The following is a 26,305-nucleotide window of genomic DNA, read 5'->3' on the forward strand; positions in this document are numbered from 1 at the left end:
GCCCCCAAGGTGCGCGAAACACACCTGGGGGGCCTCGGTCACGCCGGCGCGGGGAGGACGGTCCTACTTGTCGCCCTTGCCCTTGCCCTTGTCGTCGCCGCCGGCGCCCATGGACTCGTAGATCTCCTTGCACATGGGGCACACGGGATACTTCTTGGGATCGCGGCCGGGCACCCAGACCTTGCCGCAGAGCGCCACGACGGGGGTGCCGTCGAGGGCGCTCGCCATGATCTTGTCCTTCTGGACGTAGTGGGCGAAGCGCTCGTGGTCACCGTCGCCGTGGGAAGTCTGCGGCGTGGGCTCGACGAGGGTCCCCGTACCAGTCCCGCGCTCGGGCTCGAGAGTGCTCATACCGCCAAGGGTACTGAAGCTCACAGCCATCAGTTGAGCGACGGGTCGTCCGGATACGTGGCCACCATCGCCAGCTCGTTGCGCTGGCGGCGCAGCACCTCCCGCCACAGCCGCTCCGGCGCCGGGGACGACACGTCACCGGGCTCGGACTCGACGACGTACCAGGCGCCGTCGACCAGTTCGTCCTCCAGCTGGCCGGGCCCCCAGCCGGCGTACCCGGCGAAGATCCGCAGCGACCCGACGGCCGAGGCCAGCAGCTCCGGCGGCGCCTCCAGGTCCACCAGGCCGATCGCGCCGTGCACCCGGCGCCAGCCCAGCGGCGCGCTGTCCCCGTCCGCGTCGCCGGGGATCACGGCGACGCCGAGCGCCGAGTCCAGCGACACCGGGCCGCCCTGGAAGACGACACCGGGCTCACCGGTGAGATCCGCCCAGCCCTCCAGGATGTCGCCGACGTCGACGGGGGTCGGCCGGTTGAGGACGACACCGAGGGAGCCCTCCTCGTCGTGGTCGAGAAGGAGCACCACCGCGCGGTCGAAGTTCGGGTCCGCCAGGGCGGGCGTGGCCACGAGCAGCCGCCCTGTGAGCGAGGACACCTCGGTCATGCCAGACATGATCCCGCATCTTCCCCCCGTGTGGGGAGGCAATGCCGCTTCGCGGGGGAACGCGGCACCGCGGGAGCGAGCGTCCTGGTGGGGCCGGGTCCGGCGGGGCGCCTGGGACACGGGGGCCGCACCCCGCGCGGGGGCCCGTCCGGTGACCGCTCGTGCCCGGCACGGAACCGTTCGTGTTGTGACACGACTATGACGTTGCTGAGCCCCGCTCGGGCTTACTCCAGGGGGGTGCGCGGCGATTACCCTTTCCCTTCTGGCCCCTGCCCAACTCATCGGAACGCGAGATACATGACCGTCAACGGCAATGACGATGTACTGCTTGTCCACGGCGGAACCCCGCTCGAGGGCGAGATCCGTGTCCGCGGTGCGAAGAACCTCGTACCGAAGGCCATGGTCGCCGCCCTCCTGGGCAGTGGCCCCAGCCGACTGCGCAACGTCCCGGACATCCGGGACGTCCGGGTCGTCCGCGGCCTGCTCCAACTGCACGGTGTCACCGTCCGTCCGGGCGAGGAGCCGGGCGAGTTGGTGATGGACCCGTCGCACGTCGAGAGCGCCAACGTCGCTGACATCGATGCCCACGCGGGCTCGAGCCGTATCCCGATCCTGTTCTGCGGCCCCCTGCTGCACCGCCTCGGCCACGCCTTCATCCCCGGTCTCGGCGGCTGCGACATCGGCGGCCGGCCCATCGACTTCCACTTCGAGGTGCTGCGGCAGTTCGGCGCGCGGATCGAGAAGCGGGCCGACGGGCAGTACCTGGAGGCCCCGCAGCGGCTGCGCGGCACCAAGATCCGGCTGCCGTACCCGTCCGTCGGCGCCACCGAGCAGGTGCTGCTGACGGCCGTCCTCGCGGAGGGCGTCACCGAGCTCTCGAACGCGGCCGTCGAGCCGGAGATCGAGGACCTCATCTGCGTCCTGCAGAAGATGGGCGCCATCATCGCGATGGACACCGACCGCACGATCCGCATCACCGGTGTGGACAAGCTCGGCGGTTACACCCACCGCGCCCTGCCGGACCGCCTGGAGGCCGCCTCCTGGGCGTCCGCGGCGCTCGCGACCGAGGGCAACATCTACGTCCGCGGCGCGCAGCAGCGTTCGATGATGACGTTCCTCAACACCTACCGGAAGGTGGGCGGGGCCTTCGAGATCGACGACGAGGGCATCCGTTTCTGGCACCCGGGCGGCCAGTTGAAGTCCATCGCGCTGGAGACCGACGTGCACCCGGGCTTCCAGACCGACTGGCAGCAGCCCCTGGTGGTCGCGCTGACGCAGGCGACGGGCCTGTCCATCATCCACGAGACGGTCTACGAGTCCCGGCTCGGCTTCACGTCCGCCCTGAACCAGATGGGCGCGCACATCCAGCTGTACCGCGAGTGCCTGGGCGGCTCCGACTGCCGCTTCGGCCAGCGCAACTTCCTGCACTCGGCGGTCGTCTCCGGCCCGACGAAGCTCCAGGGCGCCGACCTGGTCATCCCCGACCTGCGGGGCGGCTTCTCGTACCTCATCGCCGCGCTGGCGGCCCAGGGCACGTCCCGGGTCCACGGCATCGAACTGATCAACCGCGGCTACGAGAACTTCATGGAGAAGCTCGTGGAGCTGGGGGCGAAGGTCGAGCTGCCGGGCAAGGCGCTCGGCTGAGGCATGACGAAGGGGCGGTCACCCGGTTCGGGTGACCGCCCCTTCGGCGTCTCTCGCTCGAGGCGGAGCGCTTACTTGCCCTTGGCGGCTTCCTTGAGCTTGGAGCCCGCGGAGACCTTCACGCTGTAGCCGGCGGGGATCTGGATCGGGTCGCCGGTCTGCGGGTTGCGGGCGGTGCGAGCGGCACGGTGGGTGCGCTCGAAGGTCAGGAAGCCAGGGATGGTGACCTTCTCGTCGCCCTTCGCGACGACCTCGCCGACGGTCTCGGCGAACGCGGCCAGCACGGCGTCGGCGTCCTTGCGGGTCACCTCGGCGCGGTCGGCCAGCGCGGCCACCAGCTCACTGCGGTTCATGTTCTTACTCCCGTGTTCAATTGCCTTGAGGCGTGCCACGCGGCGGAGCCGCATGTCGGGCACAGCGGTGTCGATGCTGCCAGGGTCCTCGGTCGGTCCCCGGACCGGGTCCGTGGCCAGACCCTCGCGCCCAGGGACGCATCCTGCCCCTACCTGCGGCGGGAAAGCCAATCCGGCACCCGGAGGAGTCGTGAGAACACCCTTGGGAGTCACACGAAGAGAGGGCCTGAGCCTGGCCGTCACGATAAACGGCGAAAACAGGCGTCAGGTTCCGCGACGCGCCGTCACAAGGGCTTGCCGTGGCGATCCTCACAGCCCGGTCACACGTGCCGGTTACCCCGCCGCACGGGGCTTACGCCCCCTGCGAGGCGGTCGCGGCCTTCGCGGCCTCGCGGACCGCGCCGGCGACGGCGCCCGCCACCTTGTCGTTGAAGACGCTGGGGACGATGTAGTTCGGGTTGAGCTCGTCCTCGGTCACCACGTCCGCGAGCGCCTTCGCGGCCGCGAGCATCATGTCGGTGTTGACCGTGCGGGACTGCGCGTCGAGCAGACCGCGGAACACACCAGGGAAGACCAGCACGTTGTTGATCTGGTTCGGGAAGTCCGAGCGGCCCGTGGCCACAACTGCGGCCGTCTGACGGGCGATTGCCGGGTCGACCTCGGGATCCGGGTTCGCGAGCGCGAACACGATGGCGCCCTCGGCCATGGCGGCCACGTCGTCCCCGTCGAGCACGTTGGGGGCCGAGACGCCGATGAAGACGTCGGCGCCGCGCACGGCCTCCTTGAGGGTGCCGGTCAGGTTCTCCGGGTTGGTGTTGTCGGCGATCCAGCGCAGCGGCGAGTCCGCGGGAGCCTGGCGCAGGTCCTCACGGCCCGTGTGCACGACCCCGTGGATGTCGGCCACCACGGCGTTCTTCACGCCCGCCGCGAGCAGCAGCTTGAGGATGGCCGTACCGGCGGCGCCGGCGCCGGACATCACCACGCGGATGTTCTCGATGGCCTTGCCCGTCACCCGGAGGGCGTTCGTGAGCGCCGCCAGGACGACGATCGCCGTGCCGTGCTGGTCGTCGTGGAAGACCGGGATGTCCAGGGCCTCGCGCAGCCGCGCCTCGATCTCGAAGCAGCGGGGCGCGGAGATGTCCTCCAGGTTGATGCCCGCGAAGCCGGGGGCGATCGCCTTGACGATCTCGACGATCGCGTCGGTGTCCTGGGTGTCCAGGCAGATCGGCCAGGCGTCGATGCCCGCGAACCGCTTGAACAGGGCCGCCTTGCCCTCCATGACCGGCAGCGCGGCCTTCGGGCCGATGTTGCCCAGGCCGAGGACCGCGGAGCCGTCGGTGACGACCGCGACGGAGTTGCGCTTGATGGTGAGGCGGCGGGCGTCCTCGGGGTTCTCGGCGATCGCCATGCACACGCGGGCCACGCCGGGCGTGTAGACCATGGACAGGTCGTCACGGTTGCGGATGGGGTGCTTGGACGCCATCTCGATCTTGCCGCCGAGGTGCATCAGGAACGTACGGTCGGAGACCTTGCCGAGCGTGACGCCCTCGATCTGGCGCAGCTGTTCGACGATCTCGTCGGCGTGCGCGGTGGAGGTCGCGGCGATGGTGACGTCGATCCGGAGCTTCTCGTGGCCGGACGCGGTGACGTCGAGGCCGGTCACCGAGCCTCCGTGGGACTCCACGGCCGTGGTGAGCTGGGAGACCGCGGTTCCGCTCGCGGGCACCTCCAGCCGGACCGTCATCGAGTAGGAGACGCTGGGCGCCGTTGCCATGGCCGACTTCCTCTGCTTTCACCGTTTACTGCGATCTGCCGTCCGATCGTCGCACCTACCGTCGAGTAGGAGTTAGCCGGGCCGGGATTGCGAACGTTTTGTTCGCCACGCCTTCAAAAGGAGAAGAGGCCCGCGTCACATTCGTGACGCGGGCCTCTCCCCTACGTAGGTGACACCGACCCGCCATGCTCGCCTCGCGGCAAGTGGTCGCTCGTAGCGACGAAGGTTGGGCCCGGGGGCTTGGATCGAGCCGGTGTCGCATCCAGGCTAACAAACGGATGCCGTGAGGCCATTCCCTCCGGCGGTGTTCCTTCTCATCAGTCCCTCAGCAGATCTGGGACCCCGGCGGCGTCCGGCTCGTCCCGCTCCCCCGACACGACCGTGAGCTGCTGCGTCGCGCGGGTCAGCGCCACGTAGAGCACCCGCAGTCCGGCCGGGGACTCGTCGGCGATCTCCGCCGGGGAGACCACCACGGTGGCGTCGTACTCCAGGCCCTTGGCCTCCAGGCTGCCGAGCGCGACGACCCGGTCGCCCAGCCCGGCCAGCCAGCGGGCCGCCTCCTCGCGCCGCTGCATGGCGACGACGACGCCGACGGTGCCGTCGACCCGGTCCAGCAGCCGGGCCGCCTCCGCGCGGACCGTCCCGGCGAGGGAGTCCTCCACGACCGCGAAGCGGGGCCGCACGCCCGTCGAACGCACCGCCGACGGCGAGGTGGAGCCCGGCATGGCCAGGGCGAGCACCTTCGCGGCGAGGTCGGCGATCTCGGCGGGGTTGCGGTAGTTCACGGTGAGCTGGAAGCGGCGGCGGGGACGGCTGCCCAGGGCCTCGTCGCGCGCCTCGGCGGCCTCGTCCGGGTCGGACCAGGAGGACTGGGCCGGGTCGCCGACGACCGTCCAGGTGGCGTGCCGGCCGCGGCGGCCGACCATGCGCCACTGCATCGGCGTGAGGTCCTGGGCCTCGTCGACGATGACGTGCGCGTACTCGACGCGTTCGGCGGCCAGCCGCTCGGCGCGCTCGCGCTGCGTCTCCTCGCGCACCGGCATCAGCTCCTCCAGGCCGGTGAGCTGGTCGAGCGGGTCGAGTTCCCGCTTGCGGCGGGGGCGGGCCGGGGTGCCGAGGATCGCCTGGAGCTCGTCCAGCAGGGCGATGTCGTGCACGGACAGGCCGTCGCGGCGCAGCGAGCGGGCGACCTTGCGGATCTCACCGGGGTTGAGGACCCGGCGGGCCCAGCGGCCGAGCCGCCGCTCGTCGGCCATCGCCGCGAGGACGGCGGCCGGGGTGAGCTCCGGCCACCAGGCGTCCAGGAACGCGATGAAGCTGTCCTCCGAGGTGACGTCCTCGTCGAAGGAGGAGCGCAGCTCGGCGGCGAGTTCGGGGTCGCTGTGCCGCTTGGCGCCGCCGGACTGCTCCCACAGGGCGTCGAGCAGCAGCTTGCGGGCGCGCGGGCGCAGCAGGTTCACGGGGGCGGTCCCGCCGAGGGCGGTGCGCCGGACGCGGTCGAGGGCGTCGGCCTCCAGCTCCAGCCGGCGCCCGAAGGCGACCACGCGCAGCCGGGTCGGGGGGCCGGCGGGCACGGGGGCGGGGTCGTCGCCGAACGCGAGCTGCCCGCCGCGGTCCCCGCCGGCCGCGCGGGCGCCCGCGCCCAGCTCCAGCGCGCCGCGCGCCGCCTTCCGCAGGACCTTGAGCATGCGGTACGAGCCCTTGGCGCGGGCGGTGGCCGGGGAGTCGTAGAGCGTGGCCTCGGCGCCGTCGACGAGCGAGCCGATGGCGCGGATGGCGACCTGGCCCTCCTCGCCGAGCGAGGGGAGCACGCCCTCGGTGTACGCCACGAGCAGCGGGGTCGGCGAGACGATGAGGATGCCGCCCGCGTACCGGCGCCGGTCCTGGTAGAGCAGGTAGGCGGCGCGGTGCAGGGCGACGGCGGTCTTGCCGGTGCCGGGGCCGCCCTCGACGTAGGTGACGGAGGCGGCGGGGGCGCGGATCACCATGTCCTGCTCGGCCTGGATGGACGCCACGATGTCCCGCATGGTGTGGGTGCGGGCCTGGCCGAGGGCGGCCATCAGCGCGCCGTCACCGATGACGGGCAGCTCGCGCCCGTCGAGGTACGCCGTGAGCTCGGGGCGCATCAGGTCGTCCTCGACGCCGAGGACCTTGCGGCCCTTGGAGCGGATGACGCGGCGCCGTACGACCCGGCCGGGGTCGACCGGCGTGGAGCGGTAGAAGGGGGCGGCGGCCGGGGCCCGCCAGTCGATGACCAGCGGGGCGTAGTCCTGGTCGAGCACGCCGATGCGCCCGATGTGCAGGGTCTCGGCGATGTCGGCGGTGTTGTCGTCGCGGACCGCGCCCTCGGCGGGCTCGACCGCGGTGTAGGCGCCGTCGGGCCCCTTCTTGCCGTCCTTGCCGAGGAGCAGGTCGATCCGGCCGAAGAGGAAGTCCTCGAACTCGTTGTTCAGCCGGTTGAGGTGGACGCCGGCCCGGAAGACCTGCGCGTCCCGTTCGGCGAGCGCTCCGGGTGTGCCGACCTGGCCGCGCTGGGCCGCGTCGTTCATGAGGAACTCGGCCTCGTGGATCTTCTCCTCGAGACGCCGGTACACCCGGTCGAGGTGTTCCTGTTCGACGCCGATCTCTCGGTCTCGCAGGGAGTCGAGCGCACTGTCCTGCGCCTGAGCGGCCACCGGGCCCCCTTCTGACGTGCTGGGCAGCCGTCAAAGGTACGCGAAGGGGGGCCGGTGGCGCTACGACAGGCCCTGAGGGGTGCCTAGACGTCGACCTGGACGAGCTTGTTCCCGTCGAAGTCGATGATCTCGACGTGGTCGATCTTGTCCGGGGACATGGCGACTCCGCCGCTGACGTAGAGCGGGTTCCTCGCCTGCTCGGTCTTCGCGTCCGGGAGGCCGTAGCCCCACTTCGGCACGGACCAGGAGGCCGCCGTCTCGCGCGCGCCGTCCTTGCTGACGAAGACCATGGAGCACTTCAGCGGGCCCTTGACGCCCTTGAGTTCCAGGCCGGTCTCCGTGCCCCAGAGCTTCTCGCTCAGGCCGACGGTCGCGGTGACGCCGGTCGACGAGTCGGTGCCCGTGACCTTGTCCTTGATGCCGGCGAACAGCTCCTTGGCGGGGTTGGCCGCCTGCACGGTCCGGTTCCCCTCGGTGCCGCCGCCTCCGCCGTCGCCGTTCGTCGCGACGGCCACGACTGGTCCGCCGATGATCAGCGCGGCGGCCGCTGCCACCAGGTAGAAGCCACGCCGGCGCTTCTGGGCGCGGCGCTCGGCGACCTCGTCGACCAGCTTGTTCACCAGACGCGGGCTGGGCTTCGCCGACAGCGAGTCGCCGATGGCGGGTGTGCCGGCACCGGGCAGGTCCGCGAGGGCGGCCAGCATCGGTTCCATCCCGGCGAGTTCGTCGAGCTGCTGGGCGCACCATTCGCAGGTGGCCAGATGAGCCTCGAAAGCGGTTGCCTCGGCGTCGTCGAGAATCCCGAGGGCGTAGGCGCCGACGGTCTCGTGCTCACTGGGGCCCGGTCGTCCCTGCGTGGGGCTCATGGACCCAGACATACCCGACCCGCCCATGCCGAATCCCTGGTTTCCCCCGTACCCGCTCATCACGCCGTCACCCCCCGCTCCTCCAGAGCCAGCTTCATCGACCGCAGGGCGTAGAAAACCCTTGAGCGGACGGTTCCGCTGGGTATGCCCAGGGTCTCGGCCGCCTCATTGACCGTACGCCCCTTGAAGTACGTCTCGACGAGCACCTCCCGGTGGGCGGGAGTCAGGTCGTCGAGCGCGTCCGACAGCGTCATCAACCACAGCGCCTTGTCGATCTCGTCCTCCGCGGGGATGACCTCCAGCGGCGACGGATCGACCTCCTGCGGCCGGGCCTGCCGGCTGCGGTGGCCGTCGATGACGATGCGCCGGGCGACCGTCACCAGCCAGGGGCGTACCGATCCGGTCGCTCGATTGAGCTGTCCGGCGTTCTTCCAGGCACGGATGAGCGTCTCCTGCACGACGTCCTCTGCTCGTTGCCGATCACCGGCGACCAGACGGAGGACATACGCAAGGAGGGGTCCGGCGTGCTCTCTGTACAGCGCACGCATCAGCTCCTCATCAGGTTCCGAGGGCTGGGACATGCGATGTCGGGCCCTCGATCCACGTTCATTGGCCACGACGGAATCCTTGCGCACGCCCACCTCCGATGTCCGGGGGTTCCCCCAGTCGGTCGCTCGACCACCCGTACGCAGACGGCGGGTTGCGTGTTCAAAGTGAGGCGACAGTTTTCTTCGGAGTGACGTGACGAGCGGGACATGGCGCCACATTCCCACCGTGCGATCTTTACATTTCCGTCACATCGGCAAGATCGTCTTCACGCTTCCCTACGGTGGCGTAGGTAAACAACGTGTAATCGAAATCACTTCGACGACCGTGACGCGTAAGGGACATAACGGGCGGTCAGGTGCGGGTGAGGGCCGCGCGGCGACGGTGCCGGGCCACTCTTTCGCGGTTTCCGCACACCTCGCTGGAGCACCAGCGCCTCCGCCGGCCCCGGGAGGTGTCGAGGTAGACGAGCGGGCAATTGTCCCCTTCGCACTCCCTCAGCCCGGCCCGCGCGACGGGGTCGGTGAGCAGCTCCAGGGCGTCCCGCGCGAGGGCGCCGAGCAACTCCGCGCACGCGGGCGGCCGCTCCAGCCGCCGCACCAGCGTGCCGTCCCCGCCCCGCACGGCGCGCGGGGCGGGCGGCGCGGCCCGGGCGACGTCGTTCACCCGCTCCAGCACCCGGTCGTACGACGGCCGGGGCGCCGGCCCCGGCAGCGCCCCCCGCACCAACTGATCCAGGAAAGCGCGTACCTCACGGAACCCGGTCACCCAGGAGGCGTCGGCGTGCCCCAGCGGCGTGTGCGGCGGCACGAGCCCGCTCTCGCCGATCCACGCGCACAACACCTCGACGGACACGAACCGTTCACAGGGATGCGCGGTCGCGAGAAGGTCGAGACTCACCCGCCCCGCGCCGAAACGCAGGTCGTACGCGACCGTGGCCGTACCCGGTGCCATGTGCCTGTCACCGCCTAGCGGAGGCTGTGGGGAACCGTTCCCTCCCACAGTGCCCGCCAGGGCCGTGGGCGGGAACCCCTCGTGCCGTGAACCCGTTGTGCGGTGGCTGCTGTTCGGGCGCATCCGCCCCACCCGGCGGGGACCTTTGAAGGCCAGGCGCGCCACTCCAGCCCGTCCGGCGCTTGAGGACGAGGCCCGTCCAGGGCCGAAGCGGGGGCCCGGGGGCGGCAGCCCCCGGAAGACGGCACCCCGCACGCCGAGTGCAGCCCACCTGAGGGCAACCAGAACGCCCTCACTCGCCCCCATACTTCGCATCGGCGGCCAGATCCAGCGCCAGCCGATACCCCCGTTTCACCACCGTCTGGATCAGCTTCGGCGCCCCCAGCGCCGTCCGCAGCCGGGCCATCGCCGTCTCCACGGCGTGCTCGTCGCGCCCGGCGCCGGGCAGCGCGCGCAGCAGGTCGGCGCGGGACACGACCCAGCCCGGCCGCCGGGCCAGCGCCCGCAGCAGGGACATCCCGGCGGGCGGCACCGGCCGCAACTCCCCGTCCACCAGCACCGCGTGGCCACGGATCTCCACCCGGTGCCCGGCGATCGGCAACGTCCGCGCACGGCCCGGCAGTTCACGGCAGAGCAACTGCACCAGCGGGCCGAGCCGGAAGCGTTCGGGCTGCACGGTGTCGACGCCTCTCGCCTGCAACGGCAGCGCGGTGACCGGGCCGACGCAGGCCGGCAGGACGTCGTGCCCGAGCGCGGCCAGCAGCTCGCCGAGCAGTCCGCGTTCCTCGGCCCGCGTCAGCAGGGACGCGGCGGCCGGGGCGCTGGTGAAGGTCACGGCGTCCAGGGAACGGGACACGGCCGCGTCCAGCAGGCGGTCCACCGGGCCGATGTCCATGGGCGGCAGCCACCGGTACACCGGCACGCCGAGCACCTCCGCCCCGCCCGCCCTGAGCGCCTCCACGAAGCCGGGCAGCGGCTCACCGTGCAGCTGGACGGCGATCCGGCGCCCGTCGACGCCCTCCTCCAGCAGCCGGTCCAGCACCTCGGCCATGGACTCGCTGGACGGCGACCACTCCTCGGTCAGTCCGGCCGCCCGCACCGCGCCCTTCACCTTGGGCCCGCGCGCGAGGAGTTCGACCTCGCGCAGCCGGTTCAGCAGGTCCTCGCCGAGGCCCCAGCCGTCGGCGGCCTCGATCCAGCCCCGGAAGCCGATCGCCGTCGTGGCGACCACGACGTCCGGGTGCCGCTGGATGATCTCCTTGGTCGCGGCGAGCAGTTCGCTGTCGTCGGACAGCGGCACGATGCGCAGCGCCGGTGCGTGCACGACGGCGGCACCGCGCCGCTGGAGCAGCGCCCCGAGCTCGTCGGCACGGCGCGCGGCGGTGACGCCCACGGTGAACCCGGCGAGGGGTCCGTGTTCGGGTTGCTGCAGTTCGTCGTACATAACTCTCGTTCCGCACTCGAGTCGTGGTGCCTGCGCCGGACGCCCGCACAGACGCGTCCGCATGCCGAGCGAGCCTGTCAACGGTGCGTGACAGGCTCGGATCGGCCACGTGTCAGCGGTGTTACGTCACACCTCGGCATAGCTGAGCTGCGGCTTCGTCTCCGTCGCCGAAGCCGTGGGGGCCGTGGCGGGAGCCGGGCGGCGAAGGTATACGGCCCAGGTGACCGCGAAGCACAGGCCGTAGAAGGCGAGGAAGGCGACGAAGGCGCCGGTGCCGGAGCCCACGCTGAGGAACGACTGCCGGAAGGCCATGTTGATGCCGAGTCCGCCGAGGGCGCCCACCGCGCCGATCAGCCCCATCGAGGCGCCGGAGAGCCGGCGTCCGTAGGCGGCGGCCGCCTCGCCCGTCAGGCCCTTGCCGAGGGCCTTGGCGTGGAAGATGCCGGGGATCATCTTGAACGTGGAGCCGTTGCCGAGCCCGGTCAGGACGAACAGGGCGATGAAGGCCACGGTGAACAGCGGCAGCGACTCGCGCACCGACGCCACGATGACGACGCCGGTCGCGGCGGCCATGGCGACGTAGTTCCACAGCGTGATCCGCGCGCCGCCGAAACGGTCGGCGAGCGAGCCGCCGACGGGACGGATCAGGGACCCGAGCAGCGGGCCGATGAAGGTGACGTAGGCGGCCTGGAGCGGCGTACGGCCGAACTGGGTCTGCAGGACCAGGCCGAAGGCGAAGCTGTAGCCGATGAAGGAGCCGAAGGTGCCGATGTAGAGGAAGGACATGATCCAGGTGTGCGGGTCCTTCGCGGCCTCCTTCGCGGCTCCGGTGTCGTTGCGCACGGAGGAGATGCTGTCCATCCTCAGCCAGGCGAGGACGGCGGCGACCACGATGAACGGGATGTAGATGCCGAGCAGCAGCCGCGGGCCGCCACTGGCGCCGATCACGGCGAGGCCGACCAGCTGCACGACGGGGACACCGACGTTGCCGCCGCCGGCGTTCAGTCCGAGCGCCCACCCCTTCTTCCGCAGCGGGAAGAAGGCGTTGATGTTGGTCATGCTGGAGGCGAAGTTGCCGCCGCCGACGCCGGCCAGCATCGCGCAGATCAGGAAGGCGGTGAAGGAGGTCCCCGGCTCCATCACCACGAACGCGGCGACCGTCGGCACGAGCAGCAGGCTCGCGGAGACCACCGTCCACATCCGGCCGCCGAAGACGGCGACGGCGAAGGTGTAGGGGACGCGGGCGACGGCGCCGACCAGGGTGGCCATCGAGACGATGGTGAACTTGTCGGCGGGGGTGAGGCCGTACTCCGGCCCCATGAACAGCACCATCACGGACCACAGGGTCCAGATCGAGAACCCGATGTGCTCGGAGAGCACGGAGAAGAACAGGTTGCGGCGGGCGATCCGCTCACCCGTGGTGTTCCAGAAGGTCTCGTCCTCGGGGTCCCAGTGGTCGATCCAGCGGCCTCCCCTGCTCGCGACGGGGGCAGTGCTCGGGGCTGTCATGGCGCCTCCACGGTCTTCGGGCTCGGTCGCCTGCGAGTGGCTGATCCCGAAGGTAGGGAGGGCGCGTTTCCGGGCTGTGGCACCCGGTGACCGGCAAGGAACGTTGCTCTCACCCGCCGGGCGGGGCGGATGAGAGGTCCCGGGCCTGCCCCGTCAGGGCTGCTGAGGGGGCTGCCAGTGGGGGTTCTGCTGCGGGTACGGCGGCTGCTGGCCGTACGGCTGGGGCTGCTGGGGCGCCTGACCGTACGGCTGCTGCTGCGGCTGCCCGTACGGCGCCTGCGGAGGCACGCCGTAGGGCCCCTGGGGCTGCTGGGGCTGCTGGGACTGCTGGGGCGCCTGGCCGTAGGGCTGCTGCTGCGGCTGCCCGTACGGCGCCTGCGGAGGCACGCCGTAGGGGCCCTGGGGCTGTTGGGGCGCCTGTCCGTAGGGCTCCTGTCCGTAGGGCTGCTGCCCGTACGGGCCGGGAGCGGCCGGCTGGGCGGGGTACGGACCGGACGCGGCGGGCTGGGCGTACGGAGCGGGGCCCGGCGCCGGGGCCTGCTGCCCGTATCCGCCGGGGGCGCCCGGCGCGGCGGCCGGGGCCTGCCCGCCGTACGGCCCGCTCGCGCCGAACGGGCCGGCGTATCCGGCCGGCAGGTACCGCAGGCGGCCCGACTCGTCCCGTACGGGCGTGAACCCGGCGGCCTCGAGCCGCGCCGCGAACTTGGCGTTCCGCTTGCGGGTGACGACGACGCCGACGGCGAGCAGCGCCATGAGCGCCAGCCAGCCGAGGACGACGAAGAAGGCGGAGTCGCCCTCGATGTCCGCCTTCAGGGCGGAGAGGAAGAAGCCACCGGTGATACCGGCGGCCACCCAGTACATGCGCTTCTCGACATGCCGGCCGGTGAGGTCGAAGTTGATGCGCGCCTTGAGCAGTTCGTGCGCGTCGGGCACGAGCGGTGGCAGGGAGACGCCGTCACCGGCGTCGGGATACTGCGCCCAGTTCTGCGCGGCGCGGGCGCGGGCCTGCGGGCTGGGGTCGGGCGCGATCAGCATCACGAGGGCGTTGTTGCGTCCGCCCTGCTTCACGTCCAGGTACTCGTAGCCGAACTGCTGGGCGACGAAGGCGAGGTGGGCGAGCTTCTTCACCGAGGCCATGGGACTCGTGAGCTCCACCGGCTGACCGCTCGCGATCAACCGCAGCATCTTCTGGACCTGCCGCTTGCTCACCCGTCACCCACTCCCCCACCGGACCACCCGGCGACCCCGTCCACCACCGCGACCGGGCCAGTCTTCCATGCGGGTCCGACATCGGGGACGGCGGACTGACTCCCGAGCCGTGCTGGAAAGACCTCGACTTCGAGGCGGGCGCCACCACCTCTGCCGAAACTTGCAGCGCATCAGCGCAGGCGGGCTCACCACGTCCCCAAGGCGCGAGCTTCCGAACGCCGCATCGCCCTTCCCAGTTGTCGCCTCCCCTCGCTGAAGCTTCACCGCGAGCAACAGTATGAACGCGAGGCGCAGGCACCACCTGCCAGCGCGACGGGCGGTGTTCTTACGAGGGCAGGGCAGACCGATCGACGCGACCAACCTCACCCGCGCCTTCACCACGCTCACCAGTGAGGCCAGCCCGCGCCGCATCCGCTTCCACGACCTGCGGCACTCGACCGCCACCCTGCTCCTGGAGCAAGGCGTCGACCTCGCCGTCATCAAGGAACTCCTCGGCCACGCCCACATCGGCGTCACCGCCGGCGTCTACGCCCACGTCCGACTCCGCCTCCAGCGCCAGGCCATCGACATCCTCGGCAACGCCCTCAACCCGACCGACACCCCCGACGACCCGCCCGCCGCAGCCGTCGTCCGCTGACGTTGCCGTCAGCGTTGCCGTCAAACGACCGGAAGCTCCACCGAACAATGCGTCGGTGGAGCTTCCAGACTTGACGGCAGGGCCCGGCAAGAGGGCCAGAATCGCGCTACTCCAGATTACCGAGAGTCCCCTGCGGACCCTCCGCCACGATCGCGCGGAAAGCCTCGACCATGGCTGCCACTCCGCCCTCGGGCACGATCACCAGATCAGAACACTGGAAGAAGACTCCACCGCCATACTCGCCGGTTTCCCCCCATCGATTCATCACCGTTTCGATCGCACCGAGAGTCATGAAACTCGCACTCCACCGTGTGCCGTCAGGGAGTCGCAACTCGGCATCAACATCCTCTACTGTTTCCGCCGAGTCATCAGCACCGAGCATGAAAAGCGCAGTGAACTCAGGTTCCCTGACGACGTGGTAGATGTCGTCTTCCACAGGTTCTACGTGATTACTGTCCATAAATCTGCTTCAGCCTCGCGATCACCTTGGACTCGTTCCCCTTGTCCGCCTTGCCGACAACTTGTATTCCGCCGTCAACATTCCGGAAGAAGAGTCGCCCACCTTTTCGCCCTCGCGCGTAGGTCACATCCGTGCCAGTCAACGCTCTACTTCCCCTACCCGGATTCATGTTTCCGCGGGAAAGCTGTTCAAACAGGTGGTCCAAGTCTCTTTGTACATCCTGGTTCTTCCCTGCTTGCTGCGCCGCTTTCGTCAGTAGCGAATCCTGACCGATAGCAGACGACATCGAAATGCATCCGCCAGAGTTATGAACCAGGACCGGCGTCTTCCCCGCCAGCACATAGTACGTGTGCAGGTCATCGACTGTGAGGTTGTACGTCCGCGCATGCTTGGCGAAGGGGCGGTTGGCCGTGACGATGACCGTCTCACCCTCCTCCGTGAGGAGGGTAGAGCCCTTCTTCAGGTCTCCCGCTTCAACCCAGTGTCGCTCGGACGGGGACCAGAACGGGTGCTCGTGCGTGGCTGTCAGCTTCTCGACACCGTCCGCCGTGGCGATGGACAGCTCGTTGAAGTACTTGTCGTCATCGGTGACGATCAGGCGAGTTACCTTGCGCGGACCGGTTTCACCGGTTTTAGGGTCCGTCGCAATCACTTCATCGCCGACCTCTACATCCTCAATATCTCTCGTGCTTTTATCAGCCATAAGGACGTCGGTGCCAGCGAGAAAACACTTGCAGCCACTAGAAGCCGTCTGTTTACGACTCCCACCAAGTCGGGCGCCCCCTCGCCCTTCGCTCTCTTCTGCAGCAACCATAAGCAAGGGCCCTGTTGCCGCAGACAGTCCATAGCCGAGGCCTGCTGGACACTTCCTCCCCGCGGCGAGGCAGGCGCCACCCTTCGCAACGGTTACCGTCGCCGAATTCGCCGCGTTGGACAGATCTGCACATGAGTCACGGCCGTAATCGCTGCAGACCTCATCTATCTGCTTGTAGAAGGCGTTGATGTACTTGCTGGCGTATTTCCACCTGGCGTCGACGTTTACTGTGGGGAAGATCGAGATGTAACCGTCCCCGTTGACGTCCTGCTGAACCTCTCCCTCAAATGTCCAGTCCACCTTGGGACGTTTGTCGTCAGAGACGTCATGAACGCAATCAGATGTACACCGGGCTCCGCTCCCATGGCCGACGTCCAGCATCAGCCCAGTCGGGTCGCTCTTGCTCACCGGGCTGTTGTTGCTGTAGGCGTACCCGTTCATCTGGAGTGGGTCTGCCATGTCGATGATCGGGTCGGCCGAGAGGAAACGGCCGGAGTCCTGGTCGTATTCGCGCGCACCGATGTGCGTCAGACCGGTTGCCGCGTCGTCGACGCCTGTGCCCAGGTAGCTCCGCTTGTTGGGCCAGGTGCTCGGCTTCGTGCCGCGCACTTCGCCGTACGGCTTGAAAGCCCTGCGGGTCACCGCCTGACCGGCGGCGACGTCCACGGATGTGTTCGCCGTGCCGAGGTGATCGGAAAGCAGCACACTGCGCTTGTGGCCCGTGGTGGCGCCGTTCGTCGTCGTGCGGACCACGGTGGGCGCGCCGGGCTGGCTGTAGGAGCGGGAGGCACGGACCAGCGTCCCCGATGCGTCCGTGGTCAGCTCCGTCTCGCCCAGGTACAGCGTCGACCCGGCCGGCGAGTTCTCCAGAAGGCGATCGCCCTGTGCGTCATAGACGTACGTCGTCTTCTTGCCGTCGTCCGTGATCGAGTCAACCTTGTTCTCGGGCGTCCACACGAGGCGCTGCGTGGTGCTCGCCAGGTCCCTGACGGTCGTGTTGCCCGAGGCGTCGTAGGTGAAGGAACCGCCCTTGCCCGAGGGAGTGGAACTGGCCCAGGCCATGGTGTGCGGCTGGATCTTGCCGCTCGAGCCCGACTTTCCGTAGCTGTACGTCAGCGCGACCTTCTTCGTCGCGTCAGCCGTGTCGTGCTCGGTCATCGTCGCGCGGTTGCCGATCCAGTCGAACGTGTACGACTGGCGGTACGCCGTGGCGCCCGTGGACACCGTCCCGCCGTCCGGCGCCGTCGAGGTGAGCCCCGACGCCAGTGACGAATCCGGGCTGCTCGCGTCCGTCGCTTCGTCAGGGGCGTCCGCGACAGGGCCGGTGGAGGCGGCGTAGTCGGTGCGGTAGCCCCACGTGGCGCCGTTCGCGGCCTTGCATCCTGTCCCGCTTCCGGTCGGTGTGACCTTGGACGTCCAGGCGTGCACCAGTTCGCCCATGGCGTCGTAGGTGAAGCACTGGGTGTCCCACGTCGAACCGGTGGACTCCGTCAGCCTGCGGGCGTTGGAGGTGATGGTCCCGGAGGCGTCGTAGGAGTAGTAGCTGTCGGTGATCCGGTGTTCGCCGCTCGTTTCCCGGTCGGTGACCGTGCGCTGGAGGCTGCCTGTGTGCGGGTCGACGAAATTGGTCGTCCAGACCCGGTACGGCTGGGCGGCGGAGACGGAGCGCAGCAACTCACCGAAGGGCGAGTAGGTCGCGTCCGAGGTGTACCAGGCCAGGCCCGAGGTCGTCTCCGGCAGACCGTCGCTGTTGTAACGCGTGACGACCTTCTCGCGCGCCAGACCGCCCGCGGCGGGCAGCGTGACCGAGTGCTGCCTCCCGGTGGGGGTGTACGCGTAGGCGTATGAGTAGGTGCCGGAGAGTCCAGTGGTCATGGAGTTGGCCGGGATGACCGTCTCACTGCCGGTGACGCGGTATTCCGCGTCATAGCCGGTGACTCGGTTCTCGTAGTCGCCGCTGTCGGTGTGACGCTTGCTCGTGGCAGGTTGTCCGATACCGCCTGTCGCCGCGTCGTAGGTGAATTCTTTGGTCGGAGTGGCGGACGCCGATTCCTCACGAACGTTCAACACCCGGCCGAGGACGTCGTATTCGGTGAACGTCTCCTGGCCGCGGGCGTTCTTCACACGGATGGGCCGGTCCGCCGCGTCGTACCAGGTCTCCGTGGTGCCCGTGTCCGGGTCCACGGCCGATGTGACGCGTCCTCGTGCGTCGTAGACGTACGACCAGGCGTTGCCGGCCGGGTCGGTGACCTTGGCCTGGTTACCGCGTGCGTCGTAGTCATACGTCGTGGTGCGGCCCGCTGACGACGCGCTGTCCCCCTGGCTGTAGTGCTTGACGGAGGTGACGCGCCCAAGGGCGTCCTGGTAGGTGCGGATCCGGGGAGCCGTGGATCCGGGCGGGTCGACATATGTACTGGTGTCGCTGTAGCTGGTGTATGTCGCGTACTTGTAGTGGCCACTGTGGTAGACGGAGGCACGGATCACGCGCTCCATGCCGTCGTAGCGGTATCTGGTCCAACTGGGGACCAGGGATTTCGACCTAGGGGCGAAGAGTTCGGTACTTGGTTCGCCCTTCGCCAGGTACCCCGCGGTCTTCTCGTAGAGAAGGCCATGGTCGTTGTACTTGGTGTCCACGATGATGCGGCCCGGGCCATGGGCCTCGGTCTGCTTCTGGACCTCCCGCTGGAGGCCGTCGTAGAGCGTTGTCTCCTGCGCGTAGCTACCGTCGTCCTTCAGCGTCCGGACCGTGACGGCCGCCGGACGGTTCTTGTCAGGCGTCGCGATCGCCGTCTGGTAGGAGATCTGCACGCTCGGCGACTGCCCGACGGCGGAGCGCGAGGGCGACCAGCCCTTCACCAGGCGGCCAAGGGCGTCGTACTCGATCCGCGTGACGCGGCCGTTGGGGTCGGTGCTCGACAGGGCGAGGCCGCGCCCCGGTTCGTAGGTCGTGGTGGTGGTGTGCCCCTTGGCATTGGTGAACTGCACCCCGGTCACCGGGCCGCCGGCGTCACCGGGGGTGTACTTGGTCTCCTCCGTGCCCTTGCCGGGGCGGGTGACGGTGCGGATGCGGCCCAGCGGATCGTAGGTCGTTTTGGTAGCGACGGAGTACGACGTTCCGGTGCCGTCGATCTCGGCCTGTGTGGTCACCAGACCGCGGGTCGGTGCGTCACCGAAGGACTTGTCGTCGTACGTGTTCCGCAGTGCTGCCTTGAGCTGTGTGGACGGATCGGCCGTTGCCTCGTCCGCGCAGGAGGTGCCAGTGCTGCGCTGCTCCTTGGGCAGGCCGATCAGCCATGCCGAGGTGTTGTGCACGTACGTCGTGGTGGTGCAGCTACGGTCGGAGAAAGTCTCTCCGCCACTTCCGTTGGGCTTGACGACAGACGTCTCGACCTGCTTGGGCAGACCGTAGGTGTCGTCGTAAGTGGTCAGCGTCCGCACGGCGCGCCAACTGGGATCGGCCGTCTGTATTTCGTCGGTTCTCTTCACTCCGACGCGATGGGCGACCAGTGGTTCTCCGGTAGTACCATCCTCGTTCTCACGCGCCCGGGAAGCAGTCTCCTTCGAGGTCGGGAAGGTAAGGGCGCGCCGTTGCACCTTGCCGTCGGAGTCCCGGTAGGTGATCTTCTCCGCTTCCATGCCCGCGAACTGTGGAGCGTCGTCCGCCAGGAGGACGTACTGTCCGGTGCTGTCCTTCACCTCGCCGCCGACGCCTCGGAAATAGCGAGTGACGGTGTACGACTGCGAGTTCACGTCCCCTTGTTCGGAAGTACTCTCGCTGCCTTTGCGGAAGGAGACCTGCTGGTAGCCCTTCCAATCGCGGTGCGTGCGCAGCGCTGGGCGCGTGAACTCGTCGTCGCTCTTGCCCCAGGCAGGTCCGGCATAGGAGTACAGCGAGATGATGGCTTCGTCGGGCGAGGCGACCTTGTCGATCTCCGTCACGGAGTGGACGACGTACTTGTTGAACCACGCCTTGGCCGGCGTTCGCTCATCACCGTCGGGGGACCATCGAACCGGGAAGCAGGTGCTGTTGTTCTTCCCCTTGTCGTCCTTCGGCTCGGTCGCACAGCCGCCCTCGTACTCGACCTCGATGTCACCACCGTACTCAGTGGCGACCGTGCCGATACGGGGCCGGGTGAACGCAGGTCGTTGATCGCTCTTGCCCGTGAGGACCAGGTTGGGCAGCTGGCGATCCAGCAACCTTGTGTGCAACGGCGAGGTGGAGCCGACCGTGTAGGCGGAGAAGCTGATCCCGTCCTTGGACTGCAGCGTGCCGGTGGTGTCACCGGGCGCATAGCCGGTGCGGCTGATGGAGTTGAGCCACAGGCCGGGCGCCGTGTCGTACCAGTCCTCGGGGAAGGACTGGTGCAACGAGTACTTGTCGACGAGGCCAAGTCCTGTCTGCCCCGCACGGGCAGCCTTCGTCGTCACGGAATCCAGACGCATCTGCGTCCAGAAGGAGGGGAATCGGGGGCAGAGCTTGGAGGTCGACTTGCAGTTGAGGTTGCCAGGGGTGTCCCACCATGGACGATAGGCGCCCGGATCGGTTGTCTTGGCGAAGTTGGCCGCATCGCAAGCAGCGGTGGACTTCAAGCAACGCTGGGCGACATTGAACTCGACCTTCGCTGACGGCTTGGTGAGGTCGCTGCGCATGCCGTACTCGATAGACGTCGGGTACGCATTGCGGTCGTACTGCTCGGGTGTCTTGGTCTTTTTGCCGACGGCGTAGTAATTCGTCTCCTGCTTCCAGTTGACGACCATCGTGTTGCCGTGGACATCGACCACCTTGTCAAGGCCCCACCGCCAGGCCTGCTGCTTCCCGGCACCGCAACGCGAGCCGGCGAAGCTGTCGGCGTGGCACGGTTCCTTCGGGTGGTTCCCGAAGACGGGAACGGTGGAGACGGAGTTCGTGTCGGCGTGACCTCCTCCGACCTCGTCCAAGCCGTAGTAGTACTTCGTCCCGTCCCGGGTCGTGACGAGCCAATACTCACCGTTGTTGTCACCGTTGGCTCCGCCCACCTTGTGCTCGACGCGGGTGCCGTCATCGTGCTGTGGACGGTACAGCTCCGTGTCGGTTTCGGGGTTGCTGGACGCGGAGGCATCTCGGACGAGCTCGGTGGTCTTGCCGTTGAAGGACATTACGGCGTTGTAGGACACCCAGCACAGGTCGGACGTCTTGTCCTTTTTGGCCGTGTTGTTCGGAGTGCCCGCGTCGAACGCCTTACGGTCGTCCTGGCAGCTGCGGTACTGGCGTTCTATGTAGCCGGCGTCGTAGTTCCAGCCTTCGCCGATCCACGAGGCCTGAGGCGAGGAGACGGCGGTGCGGCCATCCACGCTCTGCGAGTTGTAGTCGAACGACACCTTGGGCGTGGGACCGGCAGGCGCTGGTGGGATGTCCAGCGGGTAGGACCAGGTGAACGCACCGGATGATCCCCCAGCCTCCCATTTGCCGTTGGACGCGAGGGACGTCGCCTTGAAGGTGCCGCCACTGCCGCCACCCGAGTCCATGGCTCCGATCACGGCAGTGTCCCCGGCTGCCGCCGGCGTCACCTTCGCCGAGGAGCTGTAGGCAGCCTGGACCACCCCCGCACCGGACCCGGAGTCGGCAGCGGCAGCGGCAGGTGTGACCGTCCCGTCAGCCGCCGGATCAACCGTTGCGGTGATCGACTTGGACGCGGTGTCGTTGGTGGTCTCCAGCTCTTCGTACTCCTGGCACGCCTCATCGTCCGGCGTCGTCAGATAGCACTCGGGGAACTGAACGAAATGGAGTCTGGAGGCCCAGTCTGCTCCGTAGAGGCTTTCGAACTTCCCGTAATCGAGGGTCACGTTGACCGGGACCGCGCCGGCTTCCGGACCACGCACCGTCAGGACGGCTCCGTCAACGCCCTCGCTAACGGCTGACGTTCGGTCTGGAATGGTCACCTGCCACGTACCCGTGGGCGCAGGCTGGTCGGGTGCCCGGCCAAGGCTGACAGGCAGGGTCCCGACCGGAGTCGTGGCGGTCTGGCGGGCTGCACCAGTGGATGCCTGCGTCGTCGTCGAACCGAAGTTCACCGTACCCGTCAGGTTGGACGGCGGAGTGGTGCTGTCCGTAGGAGCCTGGAGCAGATCCTTGGGTACGTCTGCCTTCAGGGACTCAAGATCACGGGAGAAGGCCTGCCCGGGAACGGGCTCCTCCTTCTCCAGCCGTTCCAACTCCACCGTCTCGCGCGCCACATCGTCCTGCGACGGGCTCGGGACGGGCGGCAAAGCCAGCGACTGGGTGGGCAGCAGGGCCAGCAACAGTGCTGCGGCCACCGTGGGAACGGCGGTGCGCGCAACGCGGCGACGACTGGGCGAGATGTGGCCGAACACGACGGGGTCCCCCCGGACCACTCGAGGCGGGACCGGTTAGGGGCCACGCAAGATGTTTGTCAGACCCGGAGATTCTGTGGCCCCACTGTGAAGGAACGCTAGATCGTCACGCACGATGTGAACATGGTCACGCCACGTAATTGGACGCCTTCCATCAAGCTGGGCATACAGAACTGCATGCTGCCCAAAGGGCACCTTCGTCTGCAATATGACGCACAAACGGAACCTCGTACCCAACGCCCTAAAACCGCAGGCGGTTTGACCGTTTCCCGCCTGAAGGTGTGACTTTTTGATTCCGTCTTCAAACGAGTTCGGCTTTCGGGAAGGCCCGGCCCCGTCGGTCTTTCACGGTTCACGAGTCAACTGCTGTCCCTCGCACAGGAAAGCCACTGGATGACGACAGCGTCTCCATGAGTCATCATCGCCTCGCCTCGCCATATCCATTTTGAATCGGGGGACCCGCTTCGGGACCAGAGTCGAATGGGCCTTGGCCGGCCGATCGCACCGGCGGCGCGGGAGCCTGCCGTCGGCCTTCTGGGAAGGGGAACTCGCCCGATGACGCGCAACTGGCGTCGCACACCCGGCCGTCGGTCCATCGCCGCGCTGGTCGCAGCCGCGGTCGCGGCCACCGGTGTGGTGTATGCCGGATTCCATATGACCGACGACAACGCCGAGGAGTCCGGCGGCCGTCACCCACGAGCGGTGACCGAGTCCGCAGCGCTGGCACGAGCCGCCGCAACAGGCAGAAACGTCGAGGTGACCGGCGCGCGGACCGAGCGTTCGACCACCTGGGCCAGACCCGACGGCCTGATGGAGAAGCATCTGCGGTCCTCCCCTGTCCGGGCGAAGGTCGGGGGTGAGTGGAAGAAGATCGATCCCAGCCTGCGCCGTACCAAGGCCGGCTGGGAACCGAGAGCCACCAACACGCGGATGGTCTTCTCGTCCGGTTCGGAGGCACGCGACGCATCTCGTTCTTCGCGCTCGACTGTGCGCCGCGTCCCCCTCGTACGCGACGCGGCAGACGACGACGGAACGCCCCTGGTCACCTTGTACGTGGGCAGTGATGGCGAACAGCACGCGATCCAGCTCACCTGGCCCGGCCCGGTACCCGCTCCGATCATCGAGGGCAGCCGGGCCCTGTATCCGGAGATCTTCCCCGGCGGCGACCTGGTGCTGACCGCCGACGACGACGGCTTCGGGCAGGTCCTGGTTCTGAAGAACCGAGAAGCCGCGTCCGACCCTCACGCGCAGCAGCTCTCCTACGGTCTGCACTCCGCGAGTCTGACGTTCCGGCTCGATCCGGTCTCGGGCATCGTCGGTGCGGAGAACGCCTACGGCGAGGAAGTCGCGCTGTCACCCACCCCCCTGATGTGGGACAACAGTGGGCAGCCCGCCGTCACCGACGGCGGTGTCGGGGCCAGCGCCCAGCCGACCGAGGAGGAGTCACCGGATCCGACCGACACGGCGACAGAATCGCCCTCGGAGAACCCCACCCCCACTGAGGAAGAGGCTCCTCAGTCCGACGAGCAAGGGGACACGGACGTCGAGTCGCTGCCCGACGCGACCGACGGTCCGGCGCCCACCGACACAGAGACCTCGTTGCCTCCGGCACCCGCCGAACCGACACCCAGCCCGTCACAGACGGGGCCTGCCTCCACTCTGAGCCTGACCTCCTTGGACGGGCCGTCGCCCGACTCGCGCGGCAACCTGGTGGAGGCCGACTTGGCGGTGGGCCGGTGGACACTCACACCCGACCAGGACTTCCTGAACGACCCGGACACGACATACCCGGTCTTCATCGACCCGTCGGTCAAGAAGCACACCCAGAACTGGACCACGGCCTACAACCGGCATCCCAATGCCACGTTCTACAACGGCAAGGGCTTCAACAAGGGCGGTACCCAGGAAGCGCGTGTCGGCTTCGAGTCCGACACATGGGGCACCTCTCGCTCGTTCTTCAACATCTCCTTCGACAAGGATCTGAAGGGCACGAAAATCACCAGCGCGAAGTTGCGCATGCTGGAGAGCTACTCCTGGTCCTGCCAGTCCCGCTCGATGAGCGTTCACCTCACCGGCGACATCGACTCTCACACGAACTGGAAGAACGCCCCCAAGCTCCACGACGGCAACAAGCTGGCCACGAAGAGCTTCGCCCACGGCTACAAGTCCCACTGCCGCGACGCCTACGAGACCTTCGACGTCAAGAAGGGCGCGCAGAAGACCGCCGACAAGGGCGGCGACATGATCACCTTCGGGCTCCGGGCCCGGGACGAGCACGCGCAGTACGCCTGGAAGAAATTCCACGCCAACGGTGATCACGCGCCGGTGCTCGAGCTGGTTTACAACCGCAAGCCGTCGATCGTGGCCAACTCCCTGGACATGGGGCCGGACGGCAAGTGCACCACGACCAAGCCCTACGTCCGGATGGGGTCGGGTGACCTGACGTTCACGGCCAAGAGCACGGACAAGGACAAGAACCTCGACTTCTTCGACTTCGACCTCTGGCCGACAGGACAGTGGGACAGCACCGGTGACCTGCTGAAGTCCACCGGTAAGGTGTCCGTGGGTGGTGACAAGGACACGGCACTGCGCACCACGTCGAAGTTCTCCACCAGCTCTCTCAAGAGCGGAGCCACGTACTCATGGCGAGTGCGCGCTGTCGACGACGCCGGTTCCACCTCCAGTTGGTACCCGAAGACGCCCTGCCGGTTCGTGCTCGACACAACGGCGCCGCGGCCTCCCAAGGTCAGCTCAACCGACTTCCCCAACGCCGACGGTGAGGAAGACGGCTTCGGCAATGACGGCGAGGACAGCAACTGGTCCGAGAAGAAGTTCGGGACGCCGGGTTCCTTCACGGTGCGAGCGTTGAACACGGACGTCGTGCGCTACGAGTACGGCTTCAACTCGCCCAGCTACACCGGGAGCGTGGCCCGCACCGCGGGCACCGCCACCACCGTCAGCGCGACCATCTCGGGCGCCAAGCCGCCCACCGCCGGGCCGAACGTGCTCTATGTCCGGGCCGTCGACAGCTCCGGAAACCCCTCGGAGCCGACGAAGTACTTCTTCTACGTCACCCCACGTGACCAGGCCGACAAGGCTGGGGACTTCACCGGCGATCAGCTACCTGACCTCATGGCCGTCACCGAGGCCGGCAACCTCGCCATGTACCCGTCCCAGGCCAAGAGCTCCGACCTGACCGAGGGAACGGGCGACCTGGACTACTCCATGGCCGGCGCCTACCGGGCCAACCCCGACAAGGACCCGAACGGCGACGACGACAAACCCCCGTACTCAGCTCCGCCCAGTGGTCACTTCAAGGGCGCCCTCATCACGCACAACGGCGACATCTACGGGGGCGACGGCCTTCAGGACCTTGTCGTCCGGGTCGGTGGCAGGTTGTGGGTCTACCCCGGGGATGGATACGGGGCGGTGAACATCGATCGACGTCAGGAGATCCTGCTACCCGCCGGTGCGCCGGACCCGGCGTCCTTCACCCAGATCGTGGCCGCGGGCGACGTAACGGGCGACAGCCGGACCGACTTCTTCGTCACGGTGGAGAACGCCGCCGGGACCGACGATGAGCTGTGGGCGTTCACCGGTTACCACGGAGCGACCGTGAATCAGGCGGTTCGTCTGTCAGGCTCCGCCTGGAAGGGGCGCGACATCGTCATCGTCGGGGATGTCTCGGGCGACGGCGTCACGGACCTCGTCTATCGCTCGGACACGTCGGGGCGGCTGCTCCTGCGCAAGGGCATCGCTGACGGTTCCGACGCTGTCGACCTGAACTCTCTGGCGACAGCGGCCAATTCCGCGGGCGGTGTGGACACCTATTACAGCGGTACGGGTTGGTCCAGCAGCAGCATGCCTTTCCTGCACGGCACTCCGGACGCCAACAGTGACGGCATCCCCGACATCTGGTCCGTGCGCCCGAACGGCACCGTGTTCTTCCACGCGGGCGGCAAGACAGCCATCGCCGAGCCTGGAACCCAAGTGATCGGCACCAACACCTGGTGGCCGAAGCGCATCACCATCGGGTGACCTTCACCAGGAACGACCGAGGGCCCGCTTCCGCAGTGGAAGCGGGCCCTCGGTCGTGGTGCCCCTAAGTGGTCAGGC

15 protein-coding genes and 1 pseudogene are annotated in these 26,305 nt (G+C 68.4%); 3 read left to right on the forward strand and 13 right to left on the reverse strand.

Annotated features, from left to right (window positions below; all coding sequences use genetic code 11):
* Positions 1-63: 63 nt before the first annotated feature.
* Together F8R89_RS13780 and F8R89_RS13785 are read right to left on the reverse strand one after the other, a co-directional pair.
* Complete coding sequence (locus tag F8R89_RS13780) at positions 64-351, reverse strand: DUF3039 domain-containing protein (RefSeq protein ID WP_019754409.1); 288 nt, start codon at positions 349-351, stop codon at positions 64-66.
* A 29-nt stretch (positions 352-380) separates the two neighbouring features.
* The gene (locus tag F8R89_RS13785) at positions 381-953 is read right to left on the reverse strand and encodes a YqgE/AlgH family protein (protein WP_181890372.1); all 573 of its coding nucleotides are present in this window, start codon (positions 951-953) and stop codon (positions 381-383) included.
* 297 nt (positions 954-1,250) lie between these two features.
* Here F8R89_RS13785 and murA point away from each other — a divergent pair, with 297 nt between their 5' ends.
* The gene (gene murA, locus F8R89_RS13790; RefSeq protein ID WP_151784259.1) at positions 1,251-2,597 is read left to right on the forward strand and encodes a UDP-N-acetylglucosamine 1-carboxyvinyltransferase; all 1,347 of its coding nucleotides are present in this window, start codon (positions 1,251-1,253) and stop codon (positions 2,595-2,597) included.
* Between the two features lie 71 nt (positions 2,598-2,668).
* Here the strand turns inward: murA and F8R89_RS13795 are convergent, their stop codons facing one another.
* From F8R89_RS13795 to F8R89_RS13835, 9 genes are all read right to left on the reverse strand, one after another.
* The gene (locus tag F8R89_RS13795; RefSeq protein WP_007498188.1) at positions 2,669-2,950 is read right to left on the reverse strand and encodes an HU family DNA-binding protein; all 282 of its coding nucleotides are present in this window, start codon (positions 2,948-2,950) and stop codon (positions 2,669-2,671) included.
* A 352-nt stretch (positions 2,951-3,302) separates the two neighbouring features.
* Positions 3,303-4,724, reverse strand: coding sequence for an NAD-dependent malic enzyme (locus F8R89_RS13800; RefSeq protein WP_151784260.1), 1,422 nt, complete (start codon positions 4,722-4,724; stop codon positions 3,303-3,305).
* A 317-nt stretch (positions 4,725-5,041) separates the two neighbouring features.
* The gene (locus tag F8R89_RS13805) at positions 5,042-7,399 is read right to left on the reverse strand and encodes a HelD family protein (RefSeq protein ID WP_151784261.1); all 2,358 of its coding nucleotides are present in this window, start codon (positions 7,397-7,399) and stop codon (positions 5,042-5,044) included.
* Positions 7,400-7,482: 83 nt separating this feature from the next.
* Complete coding sequence (locus F8R89_RS13810; RefSeq protein WP_192806118.1) at positions 7,483-8,265, reverse strand: anti-sigma factor family protein; 783 nt, start codon at positions 8,263-8,265, stop codon at positions 7,483-7,485.
* A 59-nt stretch (positions 8,266-8,324) separates the two neighbouring features.
* Positions 8,325-8,846 (reverse strand): sigma-70 family RNA polymerase sigma factor, encoded by a 522-nt coding sequence (locus F8R89_RS13815; RefSeq protein WP_010039908.1) that lies wholly within the window; start codon positions 8,844-8,846, stop codon positions 8,325-8,327.
* Positions 8,847-9,165: 319 nt separating this feature from the next.
* The gene (locus F8R89_RS13820) at positions 9,166-9,765 is read right to left on the reverse strand and encodes a CGNR zinc finger domain-containing protein (protein ID WP_151784263.1); all 600 of its coding nucleotides are present in this window, start codon (positions 9,763-9,765) and stop codon (positions 9,166-9,168) included.
* Between the two features lie 292 nt (positions 9,766-10,057).
* Positions 10,058-11,209, reverse strand: a complete 1,152-nt coding sequence (locus F8R89_RS13825; protein ID WP_151784264.1) for a uroporphyrinogen-III synthase — start codon at positions 11,207-11,209, stop codon at positions 10,058-10,060.
* Positions 11,210-11,335: 126 nt separating this feature from the next.
* A complete protein-coding gene (locus F8R89_RS13830; RefSeq protein WP_151784265.1) occupies positions 11,336-12,718 on the reverse strand; it encodes an MFS transporter in 1,383 nt (460 codons plus the stop codon).
* A 153-nt stretch (positions 12,719-12,871) separates the two neighbouring features.
* Positions 12,872-13,927, reverse strand: a complete 1,056-nt coding sequence (locus F8R89_RS13835) for a hypothetical protein (RefSeq protein WP_192806119.1) — start codon at positions 13,925-13,927, stop codon at positions 12,872-12,874.
* A 113-nt stretch (positions 13,928-14,040) separates the two neighbouring features.
* Here F8R89_RS13835 and F8R89_RS13840 point away from each other — a divergent pair.
* A pseudogene (locus F8R89_RS13840) lies at positions 14,041-14,564 on the forward strand (tyrosine-type recombinase/integrase); the annotation flags it as partial.
* Positions 14,565-14,670: 106 nt separating this feature from the next.
* Here the strand turns inward: F8R89_RS13840 and F8R89_RS13845 are convergent.
* Both F8R89_RS13845 and F8R89_RS13850 read right to left on the reverse strand, forming a co-directional pair.
* Entirely contained in the window at positions 14,671-15,000 is a 330-nt protein-coding gene (locus F8R89_RS13845) for a hypothetical protein (protein WP_052318855.1), read from the reverse strand.
* 13 nt (positions 15,001-15,013) lie between these two features.
* The gene (locus F8R89_RS13850) at positions 15,014-22,189 is read right to left on the reverse strand and encodes a polymorphic toxin-type HINT domain-containing protein (RefSeq protein ID WP_225994390.1); all 7,176 of its coding nucleotides are present in this window, start codon (positions 22,187-22,189) and stop codon (positions 15,014-15,016) included.
* A gap of 555 nt (positions 22,190-22,744) precedes the next feature.
* On the opposite strand from F8R89_RS13850, the gene F8R89_RS13855 reads away from it, so the two are divergent.
* Entirely contained in the window at positions 22,745-26,227 is a 3,483-nt protein-coding gene (locus F8R89_RS13855) for a DNRLRE domain-containing protein (RefSeq protein ID WP_151784266.1), read from the forward strand.
* Positions 26,228-26,305 lie beyond the last annotated feature (78 nt).

Source organism: Streptomyces sp. SS1-1 (genome assembly GCF_008973465.1).
Lineage (GTDB): Bacteria > Actinomycetota > Actinomycetes > Streptomycetales > Streptomycetaceae > Streptomyces.